The sequence below is a fragment of the Nonomuraea phyllanthi genome (assembly GCF_006334985.2).
Taxonomy (GTDB): Bacteria; Actinomycetota; Actinomycetes; order Streptosporangiales; family Streptosporangiaceae; genus Nonomuraea; species Nonomuraea phyllanthi.
The window spans coordinates 52762-73126 of sequence record NZ_VDLX02000009.1; the positions used below are offsets into that span (position 1 = coordinate 52762).

A 20365-nucleotide genomic window follows, 5' to 3' on the forward strand; every position below is an offset into this window, starting at 1 on the left:
ATCCAACCGGCAGGACCGTCTTACGAGCCAACCCGGTGATCGTTTCCGGTCACAGCACTAGTAAGGCAGGTGAGCCTCGTGTTCATCGGTATTGGCGGAGAGGGGGCACGGCGTCGTAACGGTGGTCGTCGGGGGTGACGGTTCGCCGTACATCGCGGTCGGATACAGCGATTCGATGTCGGCTTCGCTGGGTTGTACGTCCAGGTGGCACCACACGACGCGGTGGCGGCTGTGCGGTAGTAGATGGGTGCCCCATCGCCCGCGTGAGAGGGCGGCCACGATGGCCAGTCCGTGGCCCTGTTCGGCGTTCCGGTCCATGCGGGGTATCTGGAGCGGGACGTGGTGCGGGACAGGCAACGCCGGCCCTGGATCGGTGACTGCGAGCCGGAAGAGCTCGTCCCCTTGCGCGAGTTGGATCAGCAGCCAGTGTCGGCCGTCTCCATAGTCGGCGTGTACGACGGCGTTGGTGACGAGCTCGGAGGCGGCCAGGACCAGCATCTCTCGGGCTGGATGGGAGCGGCCCACCCAGCCGGTCACCGCCTCGCGGGCCCGCCGCGGCGCCTGATCGTCGCGCGTCAGCTCGATCATTCCCAGCTTCTGCATGTCGGTCTGAGAAACCATATGAATCACCGCATTTGCCTCATTACTCCTCGATGATCGGCTGCACGTTCAGCGGAGAGAAAGCGTGTAGCCGACTTCGAGTACTTGACGGCGCCTGTCGTCGGCATGGTGCGACAATCCCAGAATCCGCGAGCATATGGCGGTCAGCCCGAAGCACTTTCGAGGCACAAATGCCGTGTGCTACTACACGGATGCCGTGTATTTTCCGTGCACTGGCCAGAGAGGAGCCGATGACCTCGCACGACATGAACCTGGAGCCCTCATTGAAGGCGCCACGGGTAGAATTCGGCGCCGCTATGCGCGAATACCGTATTGCGGCAGGTATGCGGCAAAAAGACCTCGCTGCAGCGCTCGGCTGGTCGGTATCGAAGATCAGCATGGTCGAACGCGGGGACCGGCCGGCGGATGAGGATTTCGCCCGTGACGCCGACACGGCGCTGCGCGCAAGCGGCTCACTGCTGGCGCTGTGGCGCGATACGACCCACCATGCGGCTCGCTGGCCCGTATGGCTGGCACGATTGGTGGAGATCGAGCAGCAGGCCGCCATGCTGCGCACCTGGCAGCCGTTGATCGTGCCGGGCATGCTGCAAACCCCGGAGTATGCCCGGGCCATCTTCCGCGGCAAGCCCGGTACCACCCCGGATGTGGTGGAGCAGAACGTCGCCGACCGGATGCAACGGCAAGATGTCCTCCAACGGGAAAACGGGCCTACGCTATGGGCAGTCATAGACGAAGGCGTCCTGACCCGACCCATCGGCACGAAGGCGGTGATGGCCGAACAGATGGCCCATTTGGTCGCCTTGGACGACCACCCCCGGATCAACGTCCGGGTTCTTCCCCGGGACTCGTGGCTCACCACTGGCCTGCAAGGCGCGTTTATTCTTCTCAGCGGGCCACGCATGCCCGACATGGCCTACCTCGAGTCCGTGACGTTGAGCCAGATCACTGCGGACGCGGATCGGGTCCTGGAGACCAAGTCGAGGTATGAGATGTTGCACGGTGATGCCCTGTCCCGCCGGGCGTCACTGCAGTTGATCGAGGAGACAGCCACGCAATGGAAGTGACCAAGGAACTGCTCGACAACGCCGTCTGGCGCAAGGCGACGCGCTCAGGAGACAGCGGCGACTGCCTCGAGGTAGCTCCACTCGCCGGAGGATGGGTCGGCGTCCGGGATTCCGAACACCCAGAAAAGCCGCCCTACGTGGTCAGCCGCTCCGTGTGGAACGCTTTCATCGACGGCGCCAAGAAGGGCGAGTTCGACTTCTGACACCCCCTGAAGAGGGCAGCAGCCTACGCACGATCACGCCAGAGGGCTCCCAGCAACGTCCCGGGAGCCCACTCGCGGGCCTACAGCCGGCCCGCGTTCTGCAAGGAGCAGGAGGCGCGCCAGCCCCGGCATCGCCCATCCGGCCGTAAGGCTCAGCGAGAGCGCTGACCGTGCCCGGGGTTACCTGAGAGTGGATCGTGAAATCCACACCGAGGGCAGGCATGTGTCGAATGGGTGGACTTGGCAGAGCTTGAAGACGGTGATGCGGCTGAGGAAAGTGGTGTCGGTTCCGCAGCCCGGGCGGGCGCCGTTGGCGTCGACGACGGTCCAGGTCTGCAGGTAGGTGGTGGCGTACTCGGCGCGCACGGACAGGCCGTCGGCTTTCAGGTCACAGACCGTAATGTGCTTGCGGTCGGCTGAGACGGTGACCGAGCCCCAGTGGGCTTCATCGTGCCAGCCGTCCGATGGCTGGGCCAGGGCTGGCGAAGGAGCCAGCATGACCGCCAGAGCAGCGGCAGCCAGGGCGAAACGAGGGAACATCCAGCCTTCCGTTCCGGTGAGGAGATCAGAACGGGAGCCACTGTGAACCCCACACTCATCGAGATCCCGGAGGACAGCGTCCCTGACGACGTGTCTTGAGCAGCCCTTGGCCGATGCTTCGCCAGAGCGCCGATCCGGCGCCCCCGGGGCGCGTGAACAGAGGCAGGGCGTCATCTTGATGGCAGTCCCGGACACGGCCAAGCCGAAGCCTGCGGCGAACCACTCAACGATCCCGATGGGCGATGCCCTCAGGCGCCCGAGGGCATCTGATCGGCTGGGGGAACTGGCCTGATCCCTTTGACATCCTGCTCGGGCTCGATCGTGTCCAGCAGCATCTGCTTGCGCCATCACCTGGCGGGTGGTGGGAGCCGGGCCTGGTCGGGGATGCCGTTGATCGTCTTATGAGGGCATTCCACTGTCTGCCTCTCCTCGGGCCGTGGCGGCCGGCCCCGCTCCCGCTCGGCGTTCGTTAAGCCACGCCTTATACGCCTATCGTGACAACGTCACCACAAGTAATCCGCTGATCTCAGAACCAGCTCTTAGCCCATCCTCATAGTTCTGGATCATGGAATCTTGCCCAGCCTCGTCCGACCACATGTCGGCAGAGCGCCTTGCGACGCCCCCATGCCGTACTGTCCCGATGTCAAAACAGTGTTCGATTCCGGGTAGAGAAATGTGCACTTATGGCATTGAGGGCCTACCGAAGATAAGAAAAGGCATCCCAGGAGGATGAAATTCTTCCGCCTCGGGACAGAAGAGCTACCATCCTCCTGGAAAGCTGCTGCTACCGACCGCTGATGACCACCCAGGCGATGCCCAGGGCGAGAATTAACGGTGGAGTGATGCTCGCCCCAATGGTGGCAAGGATCACGCACAAGCGGACGGTCCGGGTTCTGCTTTCGAGGGCGTCCCGGACCGTTCGCCCAACTTCACCTAGAACTGCGGTCGGGAGTGTATCGGACGGTTCGGTATCTGAGGAATCGTTGCCCTCATCGTTGTGGTTTTTCATGGTCAGACAGTGTCATATCAGGTCACTTACTGCCTAAAATGCGAATTTCCTTCAAGGCTGAACTTTCATCCCCTCGGGTAGATCGCACCCATCCCCGGGAGGATATTTTCAAGCGCAAGGCAACATGTTGGACGCGGGGCGCATTCGCTGGCCGCCCGGACGTAAAATCGGACCTTACGGCACATATACTCTCATGGCTCGGATATCCTGACCGCCGCCGGGCTCAGCCCTTATGAGGCGGTGTTCCGGCGCCACCCCTGAGTTCCTACCCGATGAGCAGCCATTGCGAGGTTGGTCAGGCGGACTCGCTACGCCGGTATTCCGGCGCTTATCGAGGACGTATGATCGCGCTGAACGTCGACTGGGATGGGGGCCCCATGGTCGACTTCGCTCGCCAGGTCGGGCGAAATGGCTGTCTCCGTCGATCTCGCGGGGTTGACTGTCGGACCTGGTGCGTTCACTCCTCGAGGGCGGTCACGTAGAGGTCGCGGACCAGGTCGAGGAGAGCCCCCCGGTGGGGTCCGCGTCGGGGACCATCAGATCAGTCAGCTGTGCGCGCGGCCCTCCGTCGGCGCCGTCCGTCTGGAACTGTAGCGGGTGCCCCCTGTCCGGTGCCGAACTGAGCGGGCAACAGCAGTCATGGTGCTTGGATCGTCGACCAAGCCGGCCGTCAGCGAGTCGGCCAGCTTGTCCGGCACTTCCCACGGTCGCTTTCCGAACGACCGCCAGATGCGCCGCACGCTAATCGGTGGCGTGGGGATGCAAATAACGCCCGAGCGGCCTTGACCATTACTTGGACGAGTTGGGGGTCTATTCGGGCGCGTCTCGTCCACTAGTCCCCTCACCCGTCCCTTTTGATAAGTGTTCCTCTGGAGGGGTTTTACGGTCTGCCCTGAGGCGGCCTATAGCCGACAGCACAAACCGGCACAGTTCGTTTCCGTGGGCCGCTCGTCGATGTGCCGGACCCGCGCTCAAGGGCATGCGACGAGCATGAACTCGGCCATCTTCCCTCTGGGAAGATATCTGAGAATCGAGAAAGCGCAGGTCAGGCAGGGCGTAGGGTGGCAGGGGGCCCGGAGTTCAAACCCGGAGCCTACGGATTAAGAATCCGCGGTCTTGTTCCTGCATGCCGGAGCGTGCCGCATTCTGTCGCACGGGTTCACAAAGTGTCAGCGCGAATGCGTCGAATCCGGGCCGGCGTCCTCGGAGCGATCGCGGTGATTTGTCCTTGTACGTCGCGATCTGAAATCGTTCGCTGCTGCTGGTTGCTTGAGCTGCTCGGTTCGGAATGCGATGCCGGTTTGGCTGAAGGTTGGCTTATCGCGCTGTCTTAACTCGGCCTTTGCAGCCGGTATTTAGATAGGTGACAGGGATGATTCGTCCGCCAGATCGGGGCGTCTGATGGTGACCGTACGGTCCAGCCACTTCACCGAGCCTCGATGCCATGCCTCCCGCGCCGGTCGGAGCCGCTGTCCTGCGGGCGGGCGAGGCGTTTGGAGTCTGGCCGGCGTTCTGCGACTGGGACAAGCAACAGCACGTCCCCACATCCGGCGTTCGGCCAGTGCGTGGGCCGGGATATGTGACCAGGGGATATTGCTTGACGTGGGTCGTGAAGGTGGGCGTCGATACCGACCGCCCCGATCCATCGGTGGCCCCCGACCGTCCCGCTGTGGCCCCTACGTGCCTGTGTGGGCCGACAGGGGTCGCCGTGTGGCCTGGGGTGCGGCATACCCCACCCCGCGGTCGCTGGGCGGTGACCCGCGCGGGCGTCGGCCCGGTGAGCAAGGCCGCCGGTGGCGTCCTGCACGGGCGACACCTCATCGGCGGTGTTCAGCGGCGTGGGCTGCAGAAGGGTGCGGCGTCAGGTAAGCGGCGACGCGAGGTCAGCGAACAAGGGAAAGGCGCGACAGCGGCGATGAACGGAACCACCTTCAAGACGTGTTCCTGCCGGGACGAGGCGACCGGGAAGAGACTGGGCAAGGCCTGTCCGAAGCTGCGCCGCCCCGGTGGCGGGGAGCGGTGGAGCAGCACCCATGGCCGGTGGGCCTACCAGCTGGAGTTGCCCGCGCACGCCGACGGGCGGCGGCGGAACCCGCTGCGACGGCGCGGCTTTGCCACGCTGGAGGAGGTGGAGGCGGAACTGGAGCATGCCCGGGCGCTGCTGGCGCTGGATGAGGATCCGCATGTCCAGCGGAAGGTCACCGAGCTGATGCTGTCGGTGCTCAAGGACACCAAGGCGCTGCCGCCGGTGGAGGAGGTGCGGCGCAAGGTCCGCACTCGTCAGGACCTCAACCCGACGGTGACCGTGGCCGAGTGGATGCAGGAGTTCCTGCGCCGCAAGCGGAAGATCGACGTCACCACGCGACGCTCGTATGAGGCGCACATTCGCTTGTATTTCACCCCTTATCTGGGTGATATTCGGCTGGATCGGCTGCGGGTATCGGATGTGGGGGGCATGTTCGATGCGATCGAGGAGTTCAACGATGTCATCGCCACCGCGCGTGCCAGCAGCGATCCTGAGGAGCGGGCCAAGGTGCGGTATCGGCGGCCGGTTGGCCCGGCCACCATGCACCGCATCCGCGCCACCCTGCGGCACGCACTGAACATCGCGATCAAGCAGGACCGGCTGATCGACTTCAACCCCGCTGCGGTCGTCGAACTGCCCGATGCCGAACGCCCCAAGGCACTGGTGTGGACGGACGAACGGGTTACGGCCTGGAGTCGCGACCTGCAGGATCGGCTCGATGTCGAGCAGCGGCGGCGCGGGGATCGGCTTAGCCGTGCCAGCATGATCAACGTGTACGCGTCCGTGCCGCGACCCTCGCCGGTGATGGTGTGGACGCCCTCCCACACCTTCACGTTCCTGGCTCAGGCGGCCAGCCACAGGCTGTTTGCGCTCTATCGGCTGATTGCGTTGCGTGGGCTGCGCCGGGGTGAGGCGGTCGGGCTGCGCTGGAAGGACGTCGATCTGACCGCGGGGACGGCTGGGGTGCACTGGCAGATCACCCAGCTGGGCTGGGAACCGGTGCAGGGCAGGCCGAAGACTGAGGCCAGCGACCGCGTCATTGCCCTGGATGAGGACACTGTCAGCGCGCTGTGTGCGCACCGTAAGCGCCAAGCTGCTGAACGGCTGGCCGCGGGCGAGGCCTGGACCGACAGCGGGTTCGTCTTCACCGACGAGATCGGCCGGCCGCTGCATCCACAACAGGTCAGCGACCACTTCTACCAGCTGGCCTTCCAGGTGGGACTGCCGCCGGTGCGGCTGCACGACCTCCGTCACGGGGCCGCCTCGCTGATGCTGGCCGCCGGGGTCGATCTGAAGGTCGTGCAGGAGACCCTCGGCCACGTCTCCTCCACCTTCACCCGCGACACCTACACCAGCGTCTACCCGGAGGTGGCACGCGCCGCCGCCGAATCCACCGCCGCCCTGGTCAACACCGTAGCCGCAGGCGCCCACACCGCCCGGCTGATCACACTGCCGCCCCACACCGGCGACGCCACTACCTGAACCACCGAATCCCGCAGGCCCGCCGATTCTTCGGCGGGCCTGCGTCGTTGTTCTCGGCGCTGTCGTGCAGGTGATGCAGCCGATCAATCCCCAGCCCGTCCTGCAAACGGAGGCCGAGAGGACGGCCGGGGGAAGCAGCGGAGCTTTTATCTGCTGGTCAGCAGCGGCCTGGCCAGCAGGACGAGCCGGCTTGGACAAGGCTTGACCGGGCATGAGACCACGTTGACCAGCGGCGCCGTGCAGGCCTTCTGGCTTGACCTTCGGATGGTGGTCTTTGGGGTCTGAGTTGACAGTGACGGTCTAAATGATCTACCGCGTTACACGGTCCGTACACAAGAGCAACCACCGAGCAACCAACCATGATCCACAATGCGATCCAAGGTCGGCGAGATCCAAGAAACCCCAGGTCGAACGTGGTATTGGTGAGTAGGGCGGGTGGGACTTGAACCCACGACCCACGGATTATGAGGCAGGTGCCCCGTCATGCTGAATTACACATCTGAGCTGGAACGATGAGCGATCGCTACCGTTTGGACGGCTGCACCGGGTAAGCATTGGGTAATGATCATGGCTGAGGCGCGCTCTGCGGCTCGTGACGGTGGGAGTGAGGAAAACCCATCGACGCTGCAGTGAACGTCCGCCAGCGTGGCGTTCACCGCCCCAACGGAGGGACCAGCTTCCGTTAGGATGGCCGGAGTTACTGGGGTCTTGATCAGAGCGGGTGCTAGAGATGAGCGAACAAGGTCGGAGTAGCCTCGAAGCCAATGCACTGAGCTTGGAGATTGACGAGCCTGGCCCCCCACTGATCCATGAGCAGGGAGAGACTGAGGACGAGCTCAGCACTCATAACCCGATCGAATTTGAGGCCGCTCTTTCCTCAACTGATTGGACTGTGGAAACTCTCGTCAACCAAATGCGCAAAGGGCGCATCAATCTCAACCCTGATTTTCAGCGGCGAAATGCCTGGCTCGATCAACGGAAGAGCCAGCTTATCGAATCTATCATTTTGCGTTACCCCGTACCGCAGTTGGTCCTTGCGGAGGATCCTGCCCACGAAGGCGTTTACATTGTTATTGATGGCAAACAAAGACTATTGGCCTTGCGTCAGTTCTGCGTGGACAAGGACGATAAGCGGGATCGGGAATTTTCGCCATTGAAGCTCCAGGGTCTCAAGATCCTGACAGATCTGAATGGACTTTATTGGCCAGATATTCAGAATATGTATCCAGCTATGGCTGCGCGCCTTGAGAATCAAACCGTTCGCACCGTATTCATTAGCAAGTGGCGATCCCAAGATCTTCTTTTGTCCCTCTTTTTGAGACTCAATACTGGTAGCGTAACCCTCTCCCCTCAAGAGTTGCGACAAGCTCTAAGGCCCGGCCCTTTTGTTGAGTGGGTTGACCTCTCGTCTGGTCGCAGCCAGGAACTTAGGAACCTGCTTGGGAGCACTCAGCCTGATCGAAGGATGGTAGATGCTGAGTTGCTACTCCGCTACTTGGCTCTTAGGTTTTCCACGCATCCATATAAAGGGAACCTGAAGAAATTCCTCGACGATACGTGCGCATCCTTTAATAAGGACTGGCCAAAATCACGCACGCGTATTGAAACAGGGCTTGTAGATCTCGAATCGGCGATTTCCGCAGGTCGAGAGATATTTGGAAGTCACCTGTGCCGTAAGTGGACTAGGGATCGTTACGAACGACCATTCAACCGCGCACTATTCGATATTCAGATGGTATCTCTTACCGAACAAGTGGTGCGAGAGGAAATGCTACGCAACGCCGAGGACGTCGTGGAGGGATTCAAGCTGCGCTGTGACCACGATTCAAACTTCGTGCGCTCTATTACGACCACAACGAAGAGCGTTGAGGCGTTTCTGACGCGCTTCGAAGCCTGGCGGGATATAGTGAGGGAGGCAACTGGCCGAACCTTTCGAATTCCAGCAAGCCTAGACGCTGGCCGAATCTTCTAGTTCAATGGTTACCTTAAGTCAATTGGCTCAATTAAAGCGTGAGACCAGAGAGCTTGACAAAGTTTTCTTAAAGTCAGTGCTGGGTCAGCCACCAACTCCGCTTGCATTCGCTGAAGAGGCTGCAGTTTGTGCGTTTCTGGTTCTAAGCCACGGGGCGGTTGAAGAATTTGTCGAGGCGGCGTTTAAAGATTATGTACAAAAATGCTTCACTTTGAATAGTCGCCAACTGTTAAATCGCGCATCCCATTTGATTATGATCCAATTTGCGGCCGATGCAGCTGTTGCACTTGAGCAAACGAGAAGCAGCGTCCCTCGCGATGATGCCGTTATTCGAATGGTTCCAGCACTTTACGAGAGAAAGATTTGCGGCACAAATAACGGTGTAAGAACTCATAATATCAAGAAGCTCGTAACTGGGGCGGGGCTTGTTTGGGATAAGTTCGAAAATGACTGCTCTGAGGCTATTGCGGCGCTAGACGCGCTCGGTGCGCGCCGTGGCGATATTGCTCATTCGTCAGCTGCCAATCGTGCAGCCACTGGGGGGGTGAGCAAAGCTCTGTATCCAAAAGAGGCCAGAGAACTGGTTAACACAGCGCTTGCGGAACTGTCTGCAATCGTATCCTTTTTGGCGAGCCCCAAGCATTAGCCCAGGCATTGCCAGACGCTTTTAGGGCGGACGGTTTTACTCAACGCCTCGACAGCAGCGCTACGGATCAGTGTTGTGGCGAAGCTGTCGCTGCTGTGCAGAGCATCCTGTCTTATACGTCTTAGTTTACCGCAGCCTGTACCACGACAGCGATAGGGTGACGGCCCCTACGAGTCCGCGTGATCCACACAGGTCGGCGTGGTAGAGCAGATGGGACTTTGGCCGGAGAGCAGCTGGTTATGAGCGCCGCCTGCCAAGGTGCACGTCACCGCCCTCCTCGCTGCTTCCTTTGATAACAAAATGGAGAAAGAGACAGGTAGCATCCAGCCAGGAGCATATGCTGCCAACGTGGATCTGAGTTTCGTGCTGGGATTGCTGCTGAGTATTCCTCTCAGTATTCTTGCAAATGTCTTCACGCCTAAGTTCCAGGCTTGGATGGCCAAAAGGAGTCGATCGGCTGCCGAGAAGCGCGAACGCGAAAGCGAAGAATTTTGGAAGGAGATAGACTTCTATAAGAAGCATCTTGCCGCATATGTTGCGCGCAGTCATATGATGACCGTGCGCGTAATTTCGTATACGGCTGCCGCAATCCTATTCTCTATACCGGCCGCTCATTGGGCAATGCAAAACGACGATGTCTCCAGTGTAAAGCTGGCTGTAGCTGCCGCTCTCACGATCTCCGCAATACTACTGGCCCTTATGGAGGTTCGGCGAGCCAGAATTCTCGCCTTTTCTGTTATTCATAGCGCTCAGCATGATGCTGGTTACTTTGATGAGGAAAACCGCGCTGAAAAAGGTGGTGCAGCCGAGTAAGGTGCCTAATCTAGGGCGTTTTCAGCGCGTCTCTTTGGAGTCTGTTACGAGTAGCTTCGTCATGCTGGTCACGACATAATTAGCTCCGGCCTTTTCAAGCTGCGATGCCTTACCAGGGCGGTTGGCATACCCGACCGCGACCACACCTGTTGCTAGGCACACCTCCATATCGGTCATGGAGTCGCCCACTAGGATCGTCGCTGACGGGGTCGCTGCAAGCCGTTCGAGCGCCTGACGTACCAAGTGCGGATTCGGCTTCATGAAATTCGGATCTGGATTGACGCGCGCCGAAACATAGTCGATTTCTTCCCTGAGATGTGTCCGTTGCAGGTACGCTATTACCGCCATTGTCGAGTTATTGCTGACTACCGCTACGGACTTGCCGAGACGCTTCGATTGGCGAATCACATCGGCGGCCCCTGGAGTCGGGTGTGCTGTCTTGACGGCCTCGACTTCGAGCGTCGTCAAAATGTCCTGCGTGATGCGGCTCATGTCTCGTCCAAGTTGCCAACTGAACCGGAAGACTGCCAGCGGATCGTCAAAGGCTTCGATCTCTGCTGGGATCTCGACATCATGGTCAGTGAGGAAACTGCGCAGTGATGCCGCGACTCGCGGCGCGGGTAGTCCCGCGAAGATGTCGCAGATGGGGCCGTCGAAGTCGAGTAGGACACACTCAGCTTTCCGCATCGCATCCTGTACGGCGAGCGGTCCCGTGTGCGTCGTCACGCTGACTCTCGCGCGACTGTGTTCCAGAGGCTGTCGAACCAAGCGCGCGACTGTATGACGAACTGGCCGGACGTGGAGTCCTCTCCGTCGCTCAGGGCGAAGTGGAACAGCTCCGCATCCTTGCCCATCAGGTCATAGATAGCCTGCGGTTCTCCGCCGAGAGCAACGGTGTGTTTGGTGACGGGATAGAAGCCGAAGAACGCCTCTTCGCCATTGATCACGTAGAGCTTGAAGCGGGGCGGTTCGCCACAGATGCGCACCTCGGCTGAGGCTGACGCGACAAGACCGAGATCCTTGAGTTCTTGTACAGACTCCACGATGGCCTGAGCGTGGCGAGAGGTGATCCGCTCCGCACGCTTTCGGAACAGGGGCTCGTCTTCAAGGTCGTCTACGCGGCACGGCAGCGACCACGGACGGGACGTGTCCGGGATCAGAATGCGGACGTTGATGCTCTCGGGAACGAGTTTGCCTGCCCGGATGTTGTCGAGTGGCTCCTGAATTGCGCCGTGAAGGGTCTCGCCAGAGAAGCCGGCGAACTCTATCGAGACCTCTGAGCGCTTGAACGCCTGCTCAATATGCGGACGAAGGCCGACAGGGCGCGCGGTCCGTTCGCGAACAAACACGCCGCTTCCCTGCCTTGTGACCACGAGCCCCTCATCGCGGAGTTGGCGGATGGCCTGCTGAACGGTCATGCGGGCAACGCCGAAGCTCTTGGCCAACTCAGGGCCGGACGGGAGCTTGTCGCCAGGGGCGAACTTCCGCGTGAGAATTGCTGCCCTCAACTGGTGGGCTACCTGCAGATACGGCGGACGCGGGTCATCCGGGTCAAGTTGCATGCCCTACAGCCTAGCCGCTACCTGGTCAACATTCCTAGGCAACTTAAGCATGTCTCTTGACATGCCTAGGCAGGCCAGTCAGCATGATGCTTGTACAACCTGCCTAGCCATGTTGAACAGCCTGCACAGCCGGAAGACCTGGGAAGGCGGCCATAGGCCGCGCGCCGACGGGCTGGAGCGCTTGATCGCTTGAGAACTGAACAGTGACGACTAAGGGTCACCGCCTCCCGAGAAAAGGCGGCCAGAACAGGGGAAACGCCCCTGCTCACCTTGGATTTCCGCCCCGATGGTCGCAGGCAGGGTTCGACTCCCTGCCGGGGCGCTGCCACCAATCAAATCCCGCCCCTGGAGGAGACCGTCATGGGCTGGTTCGACAAGAAGAGCGTCAAGGCTGACCAGTGGGAGGCCGAGGCCAAGGAGTACGACCGCGAGGCGCGCGCGGAGGCGAGCAAGGCCGAGGGGTACAGGAACAGCCTGAAGTCGGGCAAGAGTAGCGATCCGGGCGCCGACCGCTACATGATCCGCGAACACCAGGCGAATCAGTGGGTCGCAGCGAAAAACGCGCAGACCCTCCGCGAATTCGCCAAGCACGAGCGGCGGCGCTGGTGGGCACCCCCGCCCAAGTGACCTGTCACCTTTGCGCCCTGTCTGCCTCAGCGCGGGCAGAGTGCGCCCCTCCGATTCGCCCCGATGGTCGCAGGCAGGGTTCGACTCCCTGCCGGGGCGCCCCTCCCCGTCTCTGTTCGCGTCTTTGTCACCTACACCCATGGGAGTGCTGATGTTGTCCATCCGTCTGGTTGGCGCGCCTGCCGAGGTTGCCGATGCCGTGCTGACCCTGCGTGAGGCGTTCTCCGTCACCGCGATCAAGGGTCTATGCCCGTCGGCGCCCGCGCAGCCGAGTGTTCGCGTCTACGTCGAGGTGGCCAGCGCCACCTGAGCCCGCTCTTTCTGGCCAGCCTGACCAGCAGACTCCCGGGTGCAAGTCCCGGGCAGGCACGACGGGAGCCCACACCCGCTCTCGCACCCCATCGACGGAAAGGAGCCGAAACCTCGGGGTCCCGGAGATCCGGGGACCTCTGCGACACAACGAAAACAGCCCCCGCCGGGCTCCCTGACAAGAAACCGGCGGGGGCGACCTCCAAAGGAAGAGGTACGTCCATCATGCCTTACCTCAGAGTACGACGGGGTACCGCTGGTCAGACGCCGTCCACCTGGGTGTGTGACGGCTGTGGCCGCCCGAACCCGCGCACGGCGATCGCCTGCCAGGGATGCGGGGGATCGCGGTGAAAGCGACCTGGAAGACGTTTGGCGAGTGGCCGAAGTCGGCCAGCGCCGCGGACAAGCCGCTCAACTGGTGCCGCCGGCACGCCGTGCAGTACAGCAGCCCGACTTGCCCGCGCTGCAAGGCGCCCGAAGAGGCGAAGGGGCGGGGTCGTCGTGCGTAGCCGGATGACGGACGCCCAGCTCGCCGCGCTCAAGGCCAAGGCCGATACCGCCAACACCCTCAACGCGCTCGCCCAGGCCGCCAACGGGCACGGCGTGACCCGTGTCCAGGCGCGCAAAGCCGAGGCCGCACTCGTCGAAGCGGTCGGCACGCGCAAGGCCAACCAGATGAAGGAAGACGCCCTGGTGCGTTCCGGTGCCCGCCCCAAGGGTGTGCGCCGGTTCTTCGGCTGACATCTCCGGTGCCCGCCCGGCCTCTCTTCCCTCGGGGCTGGGCGGGCACCCGGCGCAGTCACCAACCCCTCACCTGGAAAGACACCTGCACCCGAGAGGAAAGCACGATGCCAAAGACCAAGTTCGCCGTCTACAAGAACAACACCACCAGCGCCGCGTACGCGATGGCGTACGTCTGCGGCTGTGGAGAGCCCGTCATTGGCTACGGCGACGACATGAAGGGCCTGTTCGTCGGCACGTGCGGCAACGGCCACGAGTCCACCGTGATGGCGAGCTAACGGTCACGGGTTTCGAGCTCAACCCGCACCGCACAACCCCTTTCCGACGACAGGAGAACAGTCGTGTCCGTCATGACCCCGCTGACCTCGCGTAAGGCCGTCTGCCTGGACTGCAACGGCAGTGGCCAGATCGTCGGCACCCCGGCGGCCAACGGGCTTGCCCTGGCCGCGCAGTGCCCCTCCTGCAACGGCACCGGCAAGTGCTGACACCCCCACTCGCGCTCTATCGCCCCGATGGTCGCAGGCAGGGTTCGACTCCCTGCCGGGGCGCTCCCAATCCAGCCCGGCCGGTGCCGGTTCCCCAACGACGACTCTCATGGAGACCTGCGATGTCTGACCCGACCATCACACCCGAAGTCGGCCTTGCCGACGCTGATATGACGCTCTCCGAACTTGCCGAACGTGCCGAACGGCTGATCGCGGCGGCGGCGCAGAAACGCGACTACCGGCGGCAGCTATCCCTGTTCCTCCGCACGGGCGACCCCGAAGACCTGCCCGAAGGGCTCGCGACCGAGCGTGAGAGTTGACCGCCTGCCCCCGAGAACAGCCCCGATGGTCGCAGGCAGGGTTCGACTCCCTGCCGGGGCACTCCGGCCACCTCCTATGCCGGGCCACCTACCCAAGGGAGCTACCCATGCAGCCCGTCAAAAGCGTCAGCCGGTTCCTGCCGACGCTGCTGTTGATCGGCATCGTCTTCTACATCTTCACCGACCCGCAGGGCGCGGCGGTGGCGTTCAAGTGGGCCTTTCAGACCCTCACCGACGGCGCCCGCCAGTTCGCCGACTTCGTCAAGGCGATCAGCGCTTAACCCCGTCCCCCGCCTGCCCCGGGGCGGCCTCCATCTGCCACGACACGAGCCGCCCCCGGCCTGACACCCCGAAGGAGCAACCACCATCATGACCCGTTCGGATGTTGCTGTTCACCCGTCGCGCATGTCGCTTCCCGAGATCGAAGCGGCCTGGAGCGGCAAGGACGGCGACTCGCCGCTGCCCGAGTGCACCTACGACCCGGAGCTGCACACTGGCCCCCGCGCCGAGGATGAACCGGACGCTGAGCGCGCCGCCCGCGAGAGCGTGGCGCGTGAGGTGTGCGCCACCTGCCCGGCGCTGGAGCTCTGCCGCCGCTACGCCGTGCAGGTCCGCCCGACCTCGGGGATCTGGGCTGGCCTCACCGCCGCCGAGATCCACGCCTACGCCCAGATCACCGAGCTGCATTCGCCCATGCGCGCCCGCGCCGCTGAGTGGTCCGGCCTGGAGGTGGCGTGACGGCCAGCCACGAGCACAACGACCCGGACCCCCACGAAGAGGAAGGCAGCGACATGTTCGGCAAGCGCCCCAACGATCCCGTCCCGTCCCACCGCAAGTCCTGGAAGAGCTTCACCGAGGGCTACGACATCTACTGCGCCAGCTCCTGGCGCAAGGTCGGCTCCCTGGGCGAGTGGGTGTGCGGCTACTGCCAGCAGACCAGCACCGACCCGCTCTCGCCCACGCAGCACGACACCCTGGCCGACTGCCGCCGATGTGGCCGCACCAACCGGATTTCGCTGTGAGCCGCATCCGCGCCCTCTTCTGGGACCCGGCCGGCGAGCGGTACGGCATCCCCACCTACCCGTGGAAGATGGCCCCACCGCACCTGCTCACCCTGCGGCAGCTCACCGCTGGAGGTCTGCGGCCCGGCGGGCAGGGCGTACAAGCACAGGTGTTGTGGCGCTCGCGCCGCTACCGCACCCGCGGTGGGGTGCGCGCCGCCTACCTGTACGACGTGCGGTTCGCGCTCCCGAAGCGCACCCCGACCACCGCCCAGTGTGCCGCGCTGGCCAAGGCGAACGCCGCCCGCCGCACCTGCCCGGTGTGTGAGCGCGATGTCGGCTACGTACTGCCGCGCCACCTCGGGACCTGCCTGGACTGCGCCGAGGCGGTGGCTGCCGCCGCGTGACTCTTCCCTGTTCGGCGGCCATCGCCTGATCCGCCCCCGCTCACCACCATCATCGTTTGGAGACAGTCATGACCACCGCCATTCCGACCCCTGAGCCGGGAGGGGACGACGACATCTCCCGCGCTCTGGCCGAGATCGAACAACACCTGCTGGAGCCGGTGCCGCCGCCCCCGCCGCCTGCCACCCCCGACACGACCCCCGACACGACCCCCGCCACCCTCGACAACCCCGAGAACGACCCCGGGGACACCGCCGCCGACGCCGCGCAGGAGGCGGTGGGGTTGGGCGAGACCAAGCGGGTACGGCAGTTGCGCGCTGAGGTCGCCGAGGCCCGCCACCTGGCCGCGCTTCAGGACGACGACACGCCGCTGCTGCTGGACACCGCGCGGGTGCGTCGGCGCCGCAAGCAGGCGCACGAGGCCGCCCGACTGCACCTGCTGGGACAGGACCCGGCCATGCGCGCCTGGCAGGCCGCCCGGATGCGGCGCCTGCTGGTGGCCGCCGCGATGACGGCGCTGGCGTTGGCGCTGGCCTGGTCCACCGCCGGCGTGCAGCACTTCGCCGCCGAAGGCGCCGCGGCGTGGTCGCCCGGCTGGATCTTCGCGTGGCTGGTGGAGCCGTTCATGTCCATCGCCCTGCTGGTCGTCGTCGGCTCCCGCGCCTACCTCGGCACCCGCGGACAGCCCTTGAACGATCGCAAGCTGATCCGCATCGAGTACCTGTTCCTCGGGCTGACGCTCGGCATGAACGCCTGGCCGTACCTACCCTGGGCACTGCCGGACGGTACCGGCTTCTCCCTGTCGCGGCTGGTGCTGCACGTGCTGGGACCGATCGTGGCCGTGGCCGTGGTCACTGCCCTGCCGATCATCCTGGCCGCCTTCTCCCGGCTGGACCACACCCACACCAGCGCAGGGCTTACCGGCCTTACGTACAGCGCCAACACCGGTGATCGAGTAAGACGAGCCGCCGCCGAGGTGGCCCCCCTGATCGAACGCGCCCAGATGCTCATCGCGGCCGGTACCCTGCCCGCCACCCCGAGCGCCTACAAGATTCAACGCGCGCTGCGCTGCGGCATGGACGACGCCCGCACCGTGCGCGACGCCCTCGCTGAAGGGGACGCGTGATGGGCATCCGGATCACCGACACCACCATGACCGCCACCCGATCCGGCCACACCGCCACGCGCGGAGCCAACGGCCGCTGGAGCGTCACCGGCCATCCCGGCCGCGCCTTCACCCGCAACCAGGCCGTCACCGCGCTGACGCTGGCCGAAGCCCTGGCCACCAACCCGCCCCCCGCAGACCGGATGTGGTGGCACATCAACGACTGGCGCGCCGAACTCGACCTGCCGCCCCTATCCCCGACCACCCACCCCGCGCGGGATGCGGCCTCATCCGCCAAGACTCCGGCCGCACCCCGCCACACCCCGCAACCTGCAACCAGCACGAGGTGATCCCATCATGACGCATGACCCGTTCACCCCCGCCGACCAGCCCGACCCGCCCGAACCGGCCACGAGCGGCAAGCCGGCGGACACCGAACCTGAGCACGCACAGAACCCCGCCGAGGACCACACCGAGCACGCCGGCGAGTCTGGCGAGTCTGCCGAGGGTAAGGGCGCCGACATCGTCCACCTGGACACCGCCCGCGCCGGCCGCCTCCCTTACCGCCCCGACGACCCGGAGCCGACCAGCCCGGCCCCGGCCGGCGACCGCCCGCCGCTGGAAGGGCAGATCGTACGGGTTGACCAGGTGGGCGGGGAGGATCGCGACTGGCGCGCCGAGCTGGAGGCCAAGGTGCACACCAGCCGCCCCGTGGTGCCGCTGTGGCTGCGCTCGCGAGCCGAGGCGATGCAAACCCTGTCCTGGCTGGGCAAGCACTACGCGCACGTGGCCGGCTACCAGCTCACCCGCACCCCGATGTATGCCGGTCGGCTGGCCTTCCGTTCCCCGCGCGGCCTGGCCCGGCTGGTGGGCGGCATGGTCCGCTGGACGTTCGACCTGGAAGGCGAGCCGGTACGGGTGGCCGCCGTGACCAAGGCCGACCCCGAGGCGTACCTGAAGCTGTCGCGACAGCGTGATTCGCGCGTCCGGCTGCGCATCCCGGTCATGCTGGTGGTGCTGGTCACGCTGCTGATCGCGGCCATCATCCTGGCCAACGCGGCGACCGCGGTGCAGTGGGGCGCCCTCGCGGTGGCTCTGGCAGCGCTCGGCGTCCTCGGCAAGCCCGCCGACCGGCCGCTGATCGAACGCGCCGTGCTGGCCTCCACCGTGGAGAAGCTGACCAGCGACATCGTCATCCGCGCCCTGACCTCGCTGGGCATCGCCGGCATCAGCCAGGCGATGTCCAAGAACCCCAAGGATGCCATCCGGTTCGTCTCCCCGATCACCCGCGATGGTCCCGGTTGGCGCGCTGACCTGGACCTGCCCTACGGCGTGACCGTGGGCGACGTGCTCGACAAGCGGGAACGCCTGTCCGGCGCGCTGCGCCGCCCGCTGGGCTGTATCTGGCCCGAGGGCGATTCCTCCATCCACGAGGGCCGACTGATCCTGTGGGTCGGCGACAAGGACCTGTCCAAGACCATCGTCAAGTCGCCCCTGCTCAAGGCCACCTCGCACGATCTGTTCAAGGGCGTCCCGTTCGGCAACGACCCGCGCGGCCGGCTGGTCACCGTGCCGTTCATCCAGCACAACATGCTGATCGGCTCACTACCCGGCCAGGGCAAGACCGCCTCGGTGCGCGAACTGGCCGCCGGCGTCGTACTCGACCCGACGGCCGAGGGCTGGTTCCACGAACTGAAGGGCACCGGCGACCTCGACCCTTACGAGAAGGTCTGCCACCGCTACGTCTCCGGCATCGAGGATGAGGCCATCGCCTACGCCGCCGACTCCCTGGCGCTGCTGCGCAAGGAGGTCATGCGCCGCGCCGCCACACTCAAGACGCTGCCCCCGGACTTGTGCCCGGACAAGCGCGTCACCCGGCAGATCGCCGACAAGCGCTCTTTGGGGTTGCACCCGCTGGTGGCCATCTTCGATGAGTGCCAGAACCTGTTCGCCCACCCCGAGTACGGGGCGAAGGCGGGCGAGGATGCCGAGTTCATCATCAAGCTGGGGCGCGCCCTCGGCGTGGTGCTGATCCTGGCCACCCAACGGCCGGACAAGGAAAGCCTGCCCACCGGCATCTCGGCGAACGTGTCCATCCGGTTCTGCCTGAAGGTGGCCGGCCAGACCGAGAACGACATGATCCTCGGCACCTCGGCATACAAGAACGGCATCCGCGCCACGGTGTTCGTGTCCGAGACCGACGCCGGCACCGGCTACCTGATCGGCGCCACCCCGATGCCCAAGGTGGTCAAGTCCGCCTACCTCGACACCCCCCAAACCCATCTCATCGCCGATCGCGCCTACGCGCTGCGCAAGGCCGCCGGCACGCTGTCCGGTCACGCTCTCGGCGAGAGGCCCGAACAGAGCGCGCCGTCCTATGACCTGCTGGCCGACATCCTGGCCGTGGTCGGCGCCTCGGAGGCCAAGGTCTGGAATGAGACCGTCATCGCCCGACTGGCCGACCTGCGGCCCGACATCTACGGCGGGTGGGAGGTCGAACAGCTCACCGCAATGCTCAAGCCGCACGGCATCAAGACCGTCCAGGTGTGGGGCACCACGACGGACGGCAAGGGCGCGAACCGGCGCGGCATCATCCGCGAAGAGGTAGCGGAACGTAGTCGTGGAGCCGCTTCGTAACCCGCTGATCTCCCGCTAGGTCTAGCGGCCTCGCCCGCTAGACCTAGCACCCCTCCTAGCACCCCAATCCGCGATTCACCAGGGCACTAGCGTCTAGCGCCCGACCTGCGGCAACCCCGAAAACCGGCCTGGAGGCCACCTTGGCTACCGTCATCGCCCTGCTAGTCGTCTGCCTCCCGCTGATCACGATCGGTTACATCGGCTGGTGTTACGCCTCGCCGTGGGGCGTGTGCCGACGCTGCGCTCCTGGCGGCAAGAACCGCACCTGCCGCGCCTGCGAGGGCACTGGCATGCGGCCCCGCCTCGGCTGGCAGCTCTACGTCTACCTACGCCGCCTGCACCACGACGGCACCCACTGACCCACTCCCCGACACAAACCCGGAAAGGACCGCCCCGCCATGTCCAAGAAGATGCACGGCCTTGACGCCGTCACCCCCGGAAGCCTCTGGGCCGACCGGCGCGCCTGGGGACGCGTCGTGTTGGTCGAAGCCATCGACGGCCGGCACGCCGTCTGCACCACCCTGACCAACTCCCACGAAGTGCAACGCCTCATCAACCTGACCGCCGACCCGACCGCGTACGCCAACACCGTCGACATGCGCGGCGCCACCCACCGCATCCTGCTGGACCGGTTCCGCCCCACCGCCAACGGTTTCACGTTCATCACTGCGACCGGCGCCCACCTGTCGCCTCAACTTGCCACCCGCCCCTGTCTGCATCACGACGGCACCCACTGAGAGTGGCATGAATCCAACCCGGCAAACCCGCCCCGCCGTGGCGCCAGCCTCGGCACGATA

Annotated in this window: 25 protein-coding genes; 21 read left to right on the forward strand and 4 right to left on the reverse strand. The window is 64.4% G+C overall.

Features of this window, described 5'->3' with window-relative positions:
• Positions 1-57: 57 nt before the first annotated feature.
• A complete protein-coding gene (locus FH608_RS24005) occupies positions 58-603 on the reverse strand; it encodes an ATP-binding protein (protein WP_194244264.1) in 546 nt (181 codons plus the stop codon).
• 248 nt (positions 604-851) lie between these two features.
• Between FH608_RS24005 and FH608_RS24010 the strand changes: the two genes are divergently transcribed.
• Entirely contained in the window at positions 852-1685 is an 834-nt protein-coding gene (locus FH608_RS24010) for a helix-turn-helix domain-containing protein (RefSeq protein WP_193318588.1), read from the forward strand.
• A complete protein-coding gene (locus tag FH608_RS24015; protein ID WP_139632845.1) occupies positions 1676-1888 on the forward strand; it encodes a DUF397 domain-containing protein in 213 nt (70 codons plus the stop codon). The genes FH608_RS24010 and FH608_RS24015 overlap by 10 nt, the downstream gene beginning before the upstream one ends.
• A gap of 180 nt (positions 1889-2068) precedes the next feature.
• Here FH608_RS24015 and FH608_RS24020 read toward each other — a convergent pair whose 3' ends face one another.
• Entirely contained in the window at positions 2069-2428 is a 360-nt protein-coding gene (locus FH608_RS24020; RefSeq protein WP_139632846.1) for a hypothetical protein, read from the reverse strand.
• Between the two features lie 2762 nt (positions 2429-5190).
• Between FH608_RS24020 and FH608_RS24025 the strand changes: the two genes are divergently transcribed.
• The 4 genes from FH608_RS24025 to FH608_RS24040 all read left to right on the forward strand — a co-directional run bounded on the left by FH608_RS24025 (position 5191) and on the right by FH608_RS24040 (position 10376).
• Positions 5191-6945, forward strand: coding sequence for a tyrosine-type recombinase/integrase (locus FH608_RS24025; protein ID WP_226899832.1), 1755 nt, complete (start codon positions 5191-5193; stop codon positions 6943-6945).
• 730 nt (positions 6946-7675) lie between these two features.
• Positions 7676-8917, forward strand: a complete 1242-nt coding sequence (locus FH608_RS24030) for a DUF262 domain-containing protein (RefSeq protein WP_139632847.1) — start codon at positions 7676-7678, stop codon at positions 8915-8917.
• Between the two features lie 22 nt (positions 8918-8939).
• A complete protein-coding gene (locus tag FH608_RS24035; RefSeq protein ID WP_152315448.1) occupies positions 8940-9563 on the forward strand; it encodes a HEPN domain-containing protein in 624 nt (207 codons plus the stop codon).
• A 258-nt stretch (positions 9564-9821) separates the two neighbouring features.
• Positions 9822-10376, forward strand: coding sequence for a hypothetical protein (locus FH608_RS24040; protein ID WP_139632849.1), 555 nt, complete (start codon positions 9822-9824; stop codon positions 10374-10376).
• 21 nt (positions 10377-10397) lie between these two features.
• On the opposite strand, the gene FH608_RS24045 is transcribed toward FH608_RS24040, so the two are convergent.
• Entirely contained in the window at positions 10398-11102 is a 705-nt protein-coding gene (locus FH608_RS24045; protein WP_139632850.1) for an HAD family hydrolase, read from the reverse strand.
• Positions 11099-11938, reverse strand: coding sequence for a GntR family transcriptional regulator (locus tag FH608_RS24050; protein WP_193318589.1), 840 nt, complete (start codon positions 11936-11938; stop codon positions 11099-11101). Before FH608_RS24050 ends, FH608_RS24045 begins: the two co-directional genes overlap by 4 nt.
• A gap of 360 nt (positions 11939-12298) precedes the next feature.
• Between FH608_RS24050 and FH608_RS24055 the strand changes: the two genes are divergently transcribed.
• The 15 genes from FH608_RS24055 (at position 12299) to FH608_RS24105 (ending at position 20305) form a co-directional block, all read left to right on the forward strand.
• On the forward strand, positions 12299-12565 hold the full coding sequence (locus FH608_RS24055) for a hypothetical protein (RefSeq protein WP_139632851.1): 267 nt from the start codon (positions 12299-12301) through the stop codon (positions 12563-12565).
• 139 nt (positions 12566-12704) lie between these two features.
• Positions 12705-12875, forward strand: a complete 171-nt coding sequence (locus FH608_RS51630) for a hypothetical protein (RefSeq protein WP_153262168.1) — start codon at positions 12705-12707, stop codon at positions 12873-12875.
• Between the two features lie 512 nt (positions 12876-13387).
• Positions 13388-13615, forward strand: coding sequence for a hypothetical protein (locus tag FH608_RS24060; RefSeq protein ID WP_139632852.1), 228 nt, complete (start codon positions 13388-13390; stop codon positions 13613-13615).
• Between the two features lie 107 nt (positions 13616-13722).
• Complete coding sequence (locus tag FH608_RS51635; protein WP_153262169.1) at positions 13723-13893, forward strand: hypothetical protein; 171 nt, start codon at positions 13723-13725, stop codon at positions 13891-13893.
• A 63-nt stretch (positions 13894-13956) separates the two neighbouring features.
• Positions 13957-14100, forward strand: a complete 144-nt coding sequence (locus FH608_RS51640) for a hypothetical protein (RefSeq protein WP_153262170.1) — start codon at positions 13957-13959, stop codon at positions 14098-14100.
• Positions 14101-14222: 122 nt separating this feature from the next.
• A complete protein-coding gene (locus tag FH608_RS24065) occupies positions 14223-14420 on the forward strand; it encodes a hypothetical protein (RefSeq protein ID WP_139632853.1) in 198 nt (65 codons plus the stop codon).
• Between the two features lie 107 nt (positions 14421-14527).
• Positions 14528-14701 (forward strand): hypothetical protein, encoded by a 174-nt coding sequence (locus tag FH608_RS51645; RefSeq protein ID WP_153262172.1) that lies wholly within the window; start codon positions 14528-14530, stop codon positions 14699-14701.
• An 88-nt stretch (positions 14702-14789) separates the two neighbouring features.
• Positions 14790-15158: a WhiB family transcriptional regulator gene (locus FH608_RS24070; protein WP_139632854.1), complete on the forward strand. Its 369-nt coding sequence runs from the start codon at positions 14790-14792 to the stop codon at positions 15156-15158.
• Positions 15155-15442, forward strand: coding sequence for a hypothetical protein (locus FH608_RS24075; RefSeq protein WP_139632856.1), 288 nt, complete (start codon positions 15155-15157; stop codon positions 15440-15442). Before FH608_RS24070 ends, FH608_RS24075 begins: the two co-directional genes overlap by 4 nt.
• A complete protein-coding gene (locus FH608_RS24080) occupies positions 15439-15828 on the forward strand; it encodes an RRQRL motif-containing zinc-binding protein (RefSeq protein WP_139632858.1) in 390 nt (129 codons plus the stop codon). Before FH608_RS24075 ends, FH608_RS24080 begins: the two co-directional genes overlap by 4 nt.
• 68 nt (positions 15829-15896) lie before the next feature.
• A complete protein-coding gene (locus FH608_RS24085) occupies positions 15897-16952 on the forward strand; it encodes a conjugal transfer protein TraI (RefSeq protein WP_139632859.1) in 1056 nt (351 codons plus the stop codon).
• Complete coding sequence (locus FH608_RS24090) at positions 16952-17281, forward strand: hypothetical protein (RefSeq protein ID WP_139632860.1); 330 nt, start codon at positions 16952-16954, stop codon at positions 17279-17281. Before FH608_RS24085 ends, FH608_RS24090 begins: the two co-directional genes overlap by 1 nt.
• Positions 17282-17288: 7 nt before the next feature.
• Positions 17289-19568, forward strand: a complete 2280-nt coding sequence (locus tag FH608_RS24095; protein ID WP_193318590.1) for an FtsK/SpoIIIE domain-containing protein — start codon at positions 17289-17291, stop codon at positions 19566-19568.
• A 140-nt stretch (positions 19569-19708) separates the two neighbouring features.
• Complete coding sequence (locus tag FH608_RS24100; protein WP_139632862.1) at positions 19709-19927, forward strand: hypothetical protein; 219 nt, start codon at positions 19709-19711, stop codon at positions 19925-19927.
• A gap of 39 nt (positions 19928-19966) precedes the next feature.
• Complete coding sequence (locus FH608_RS24105) at positions 19967-20305, forward strand: hypothetical protein (RefSeq protein WP_139632864.1); 339 nt, start codon at positions 19967-19969, stop codon at positions 20303-20305.
• Positions 20306-20365: the final 60 nt, after the last annotated feature.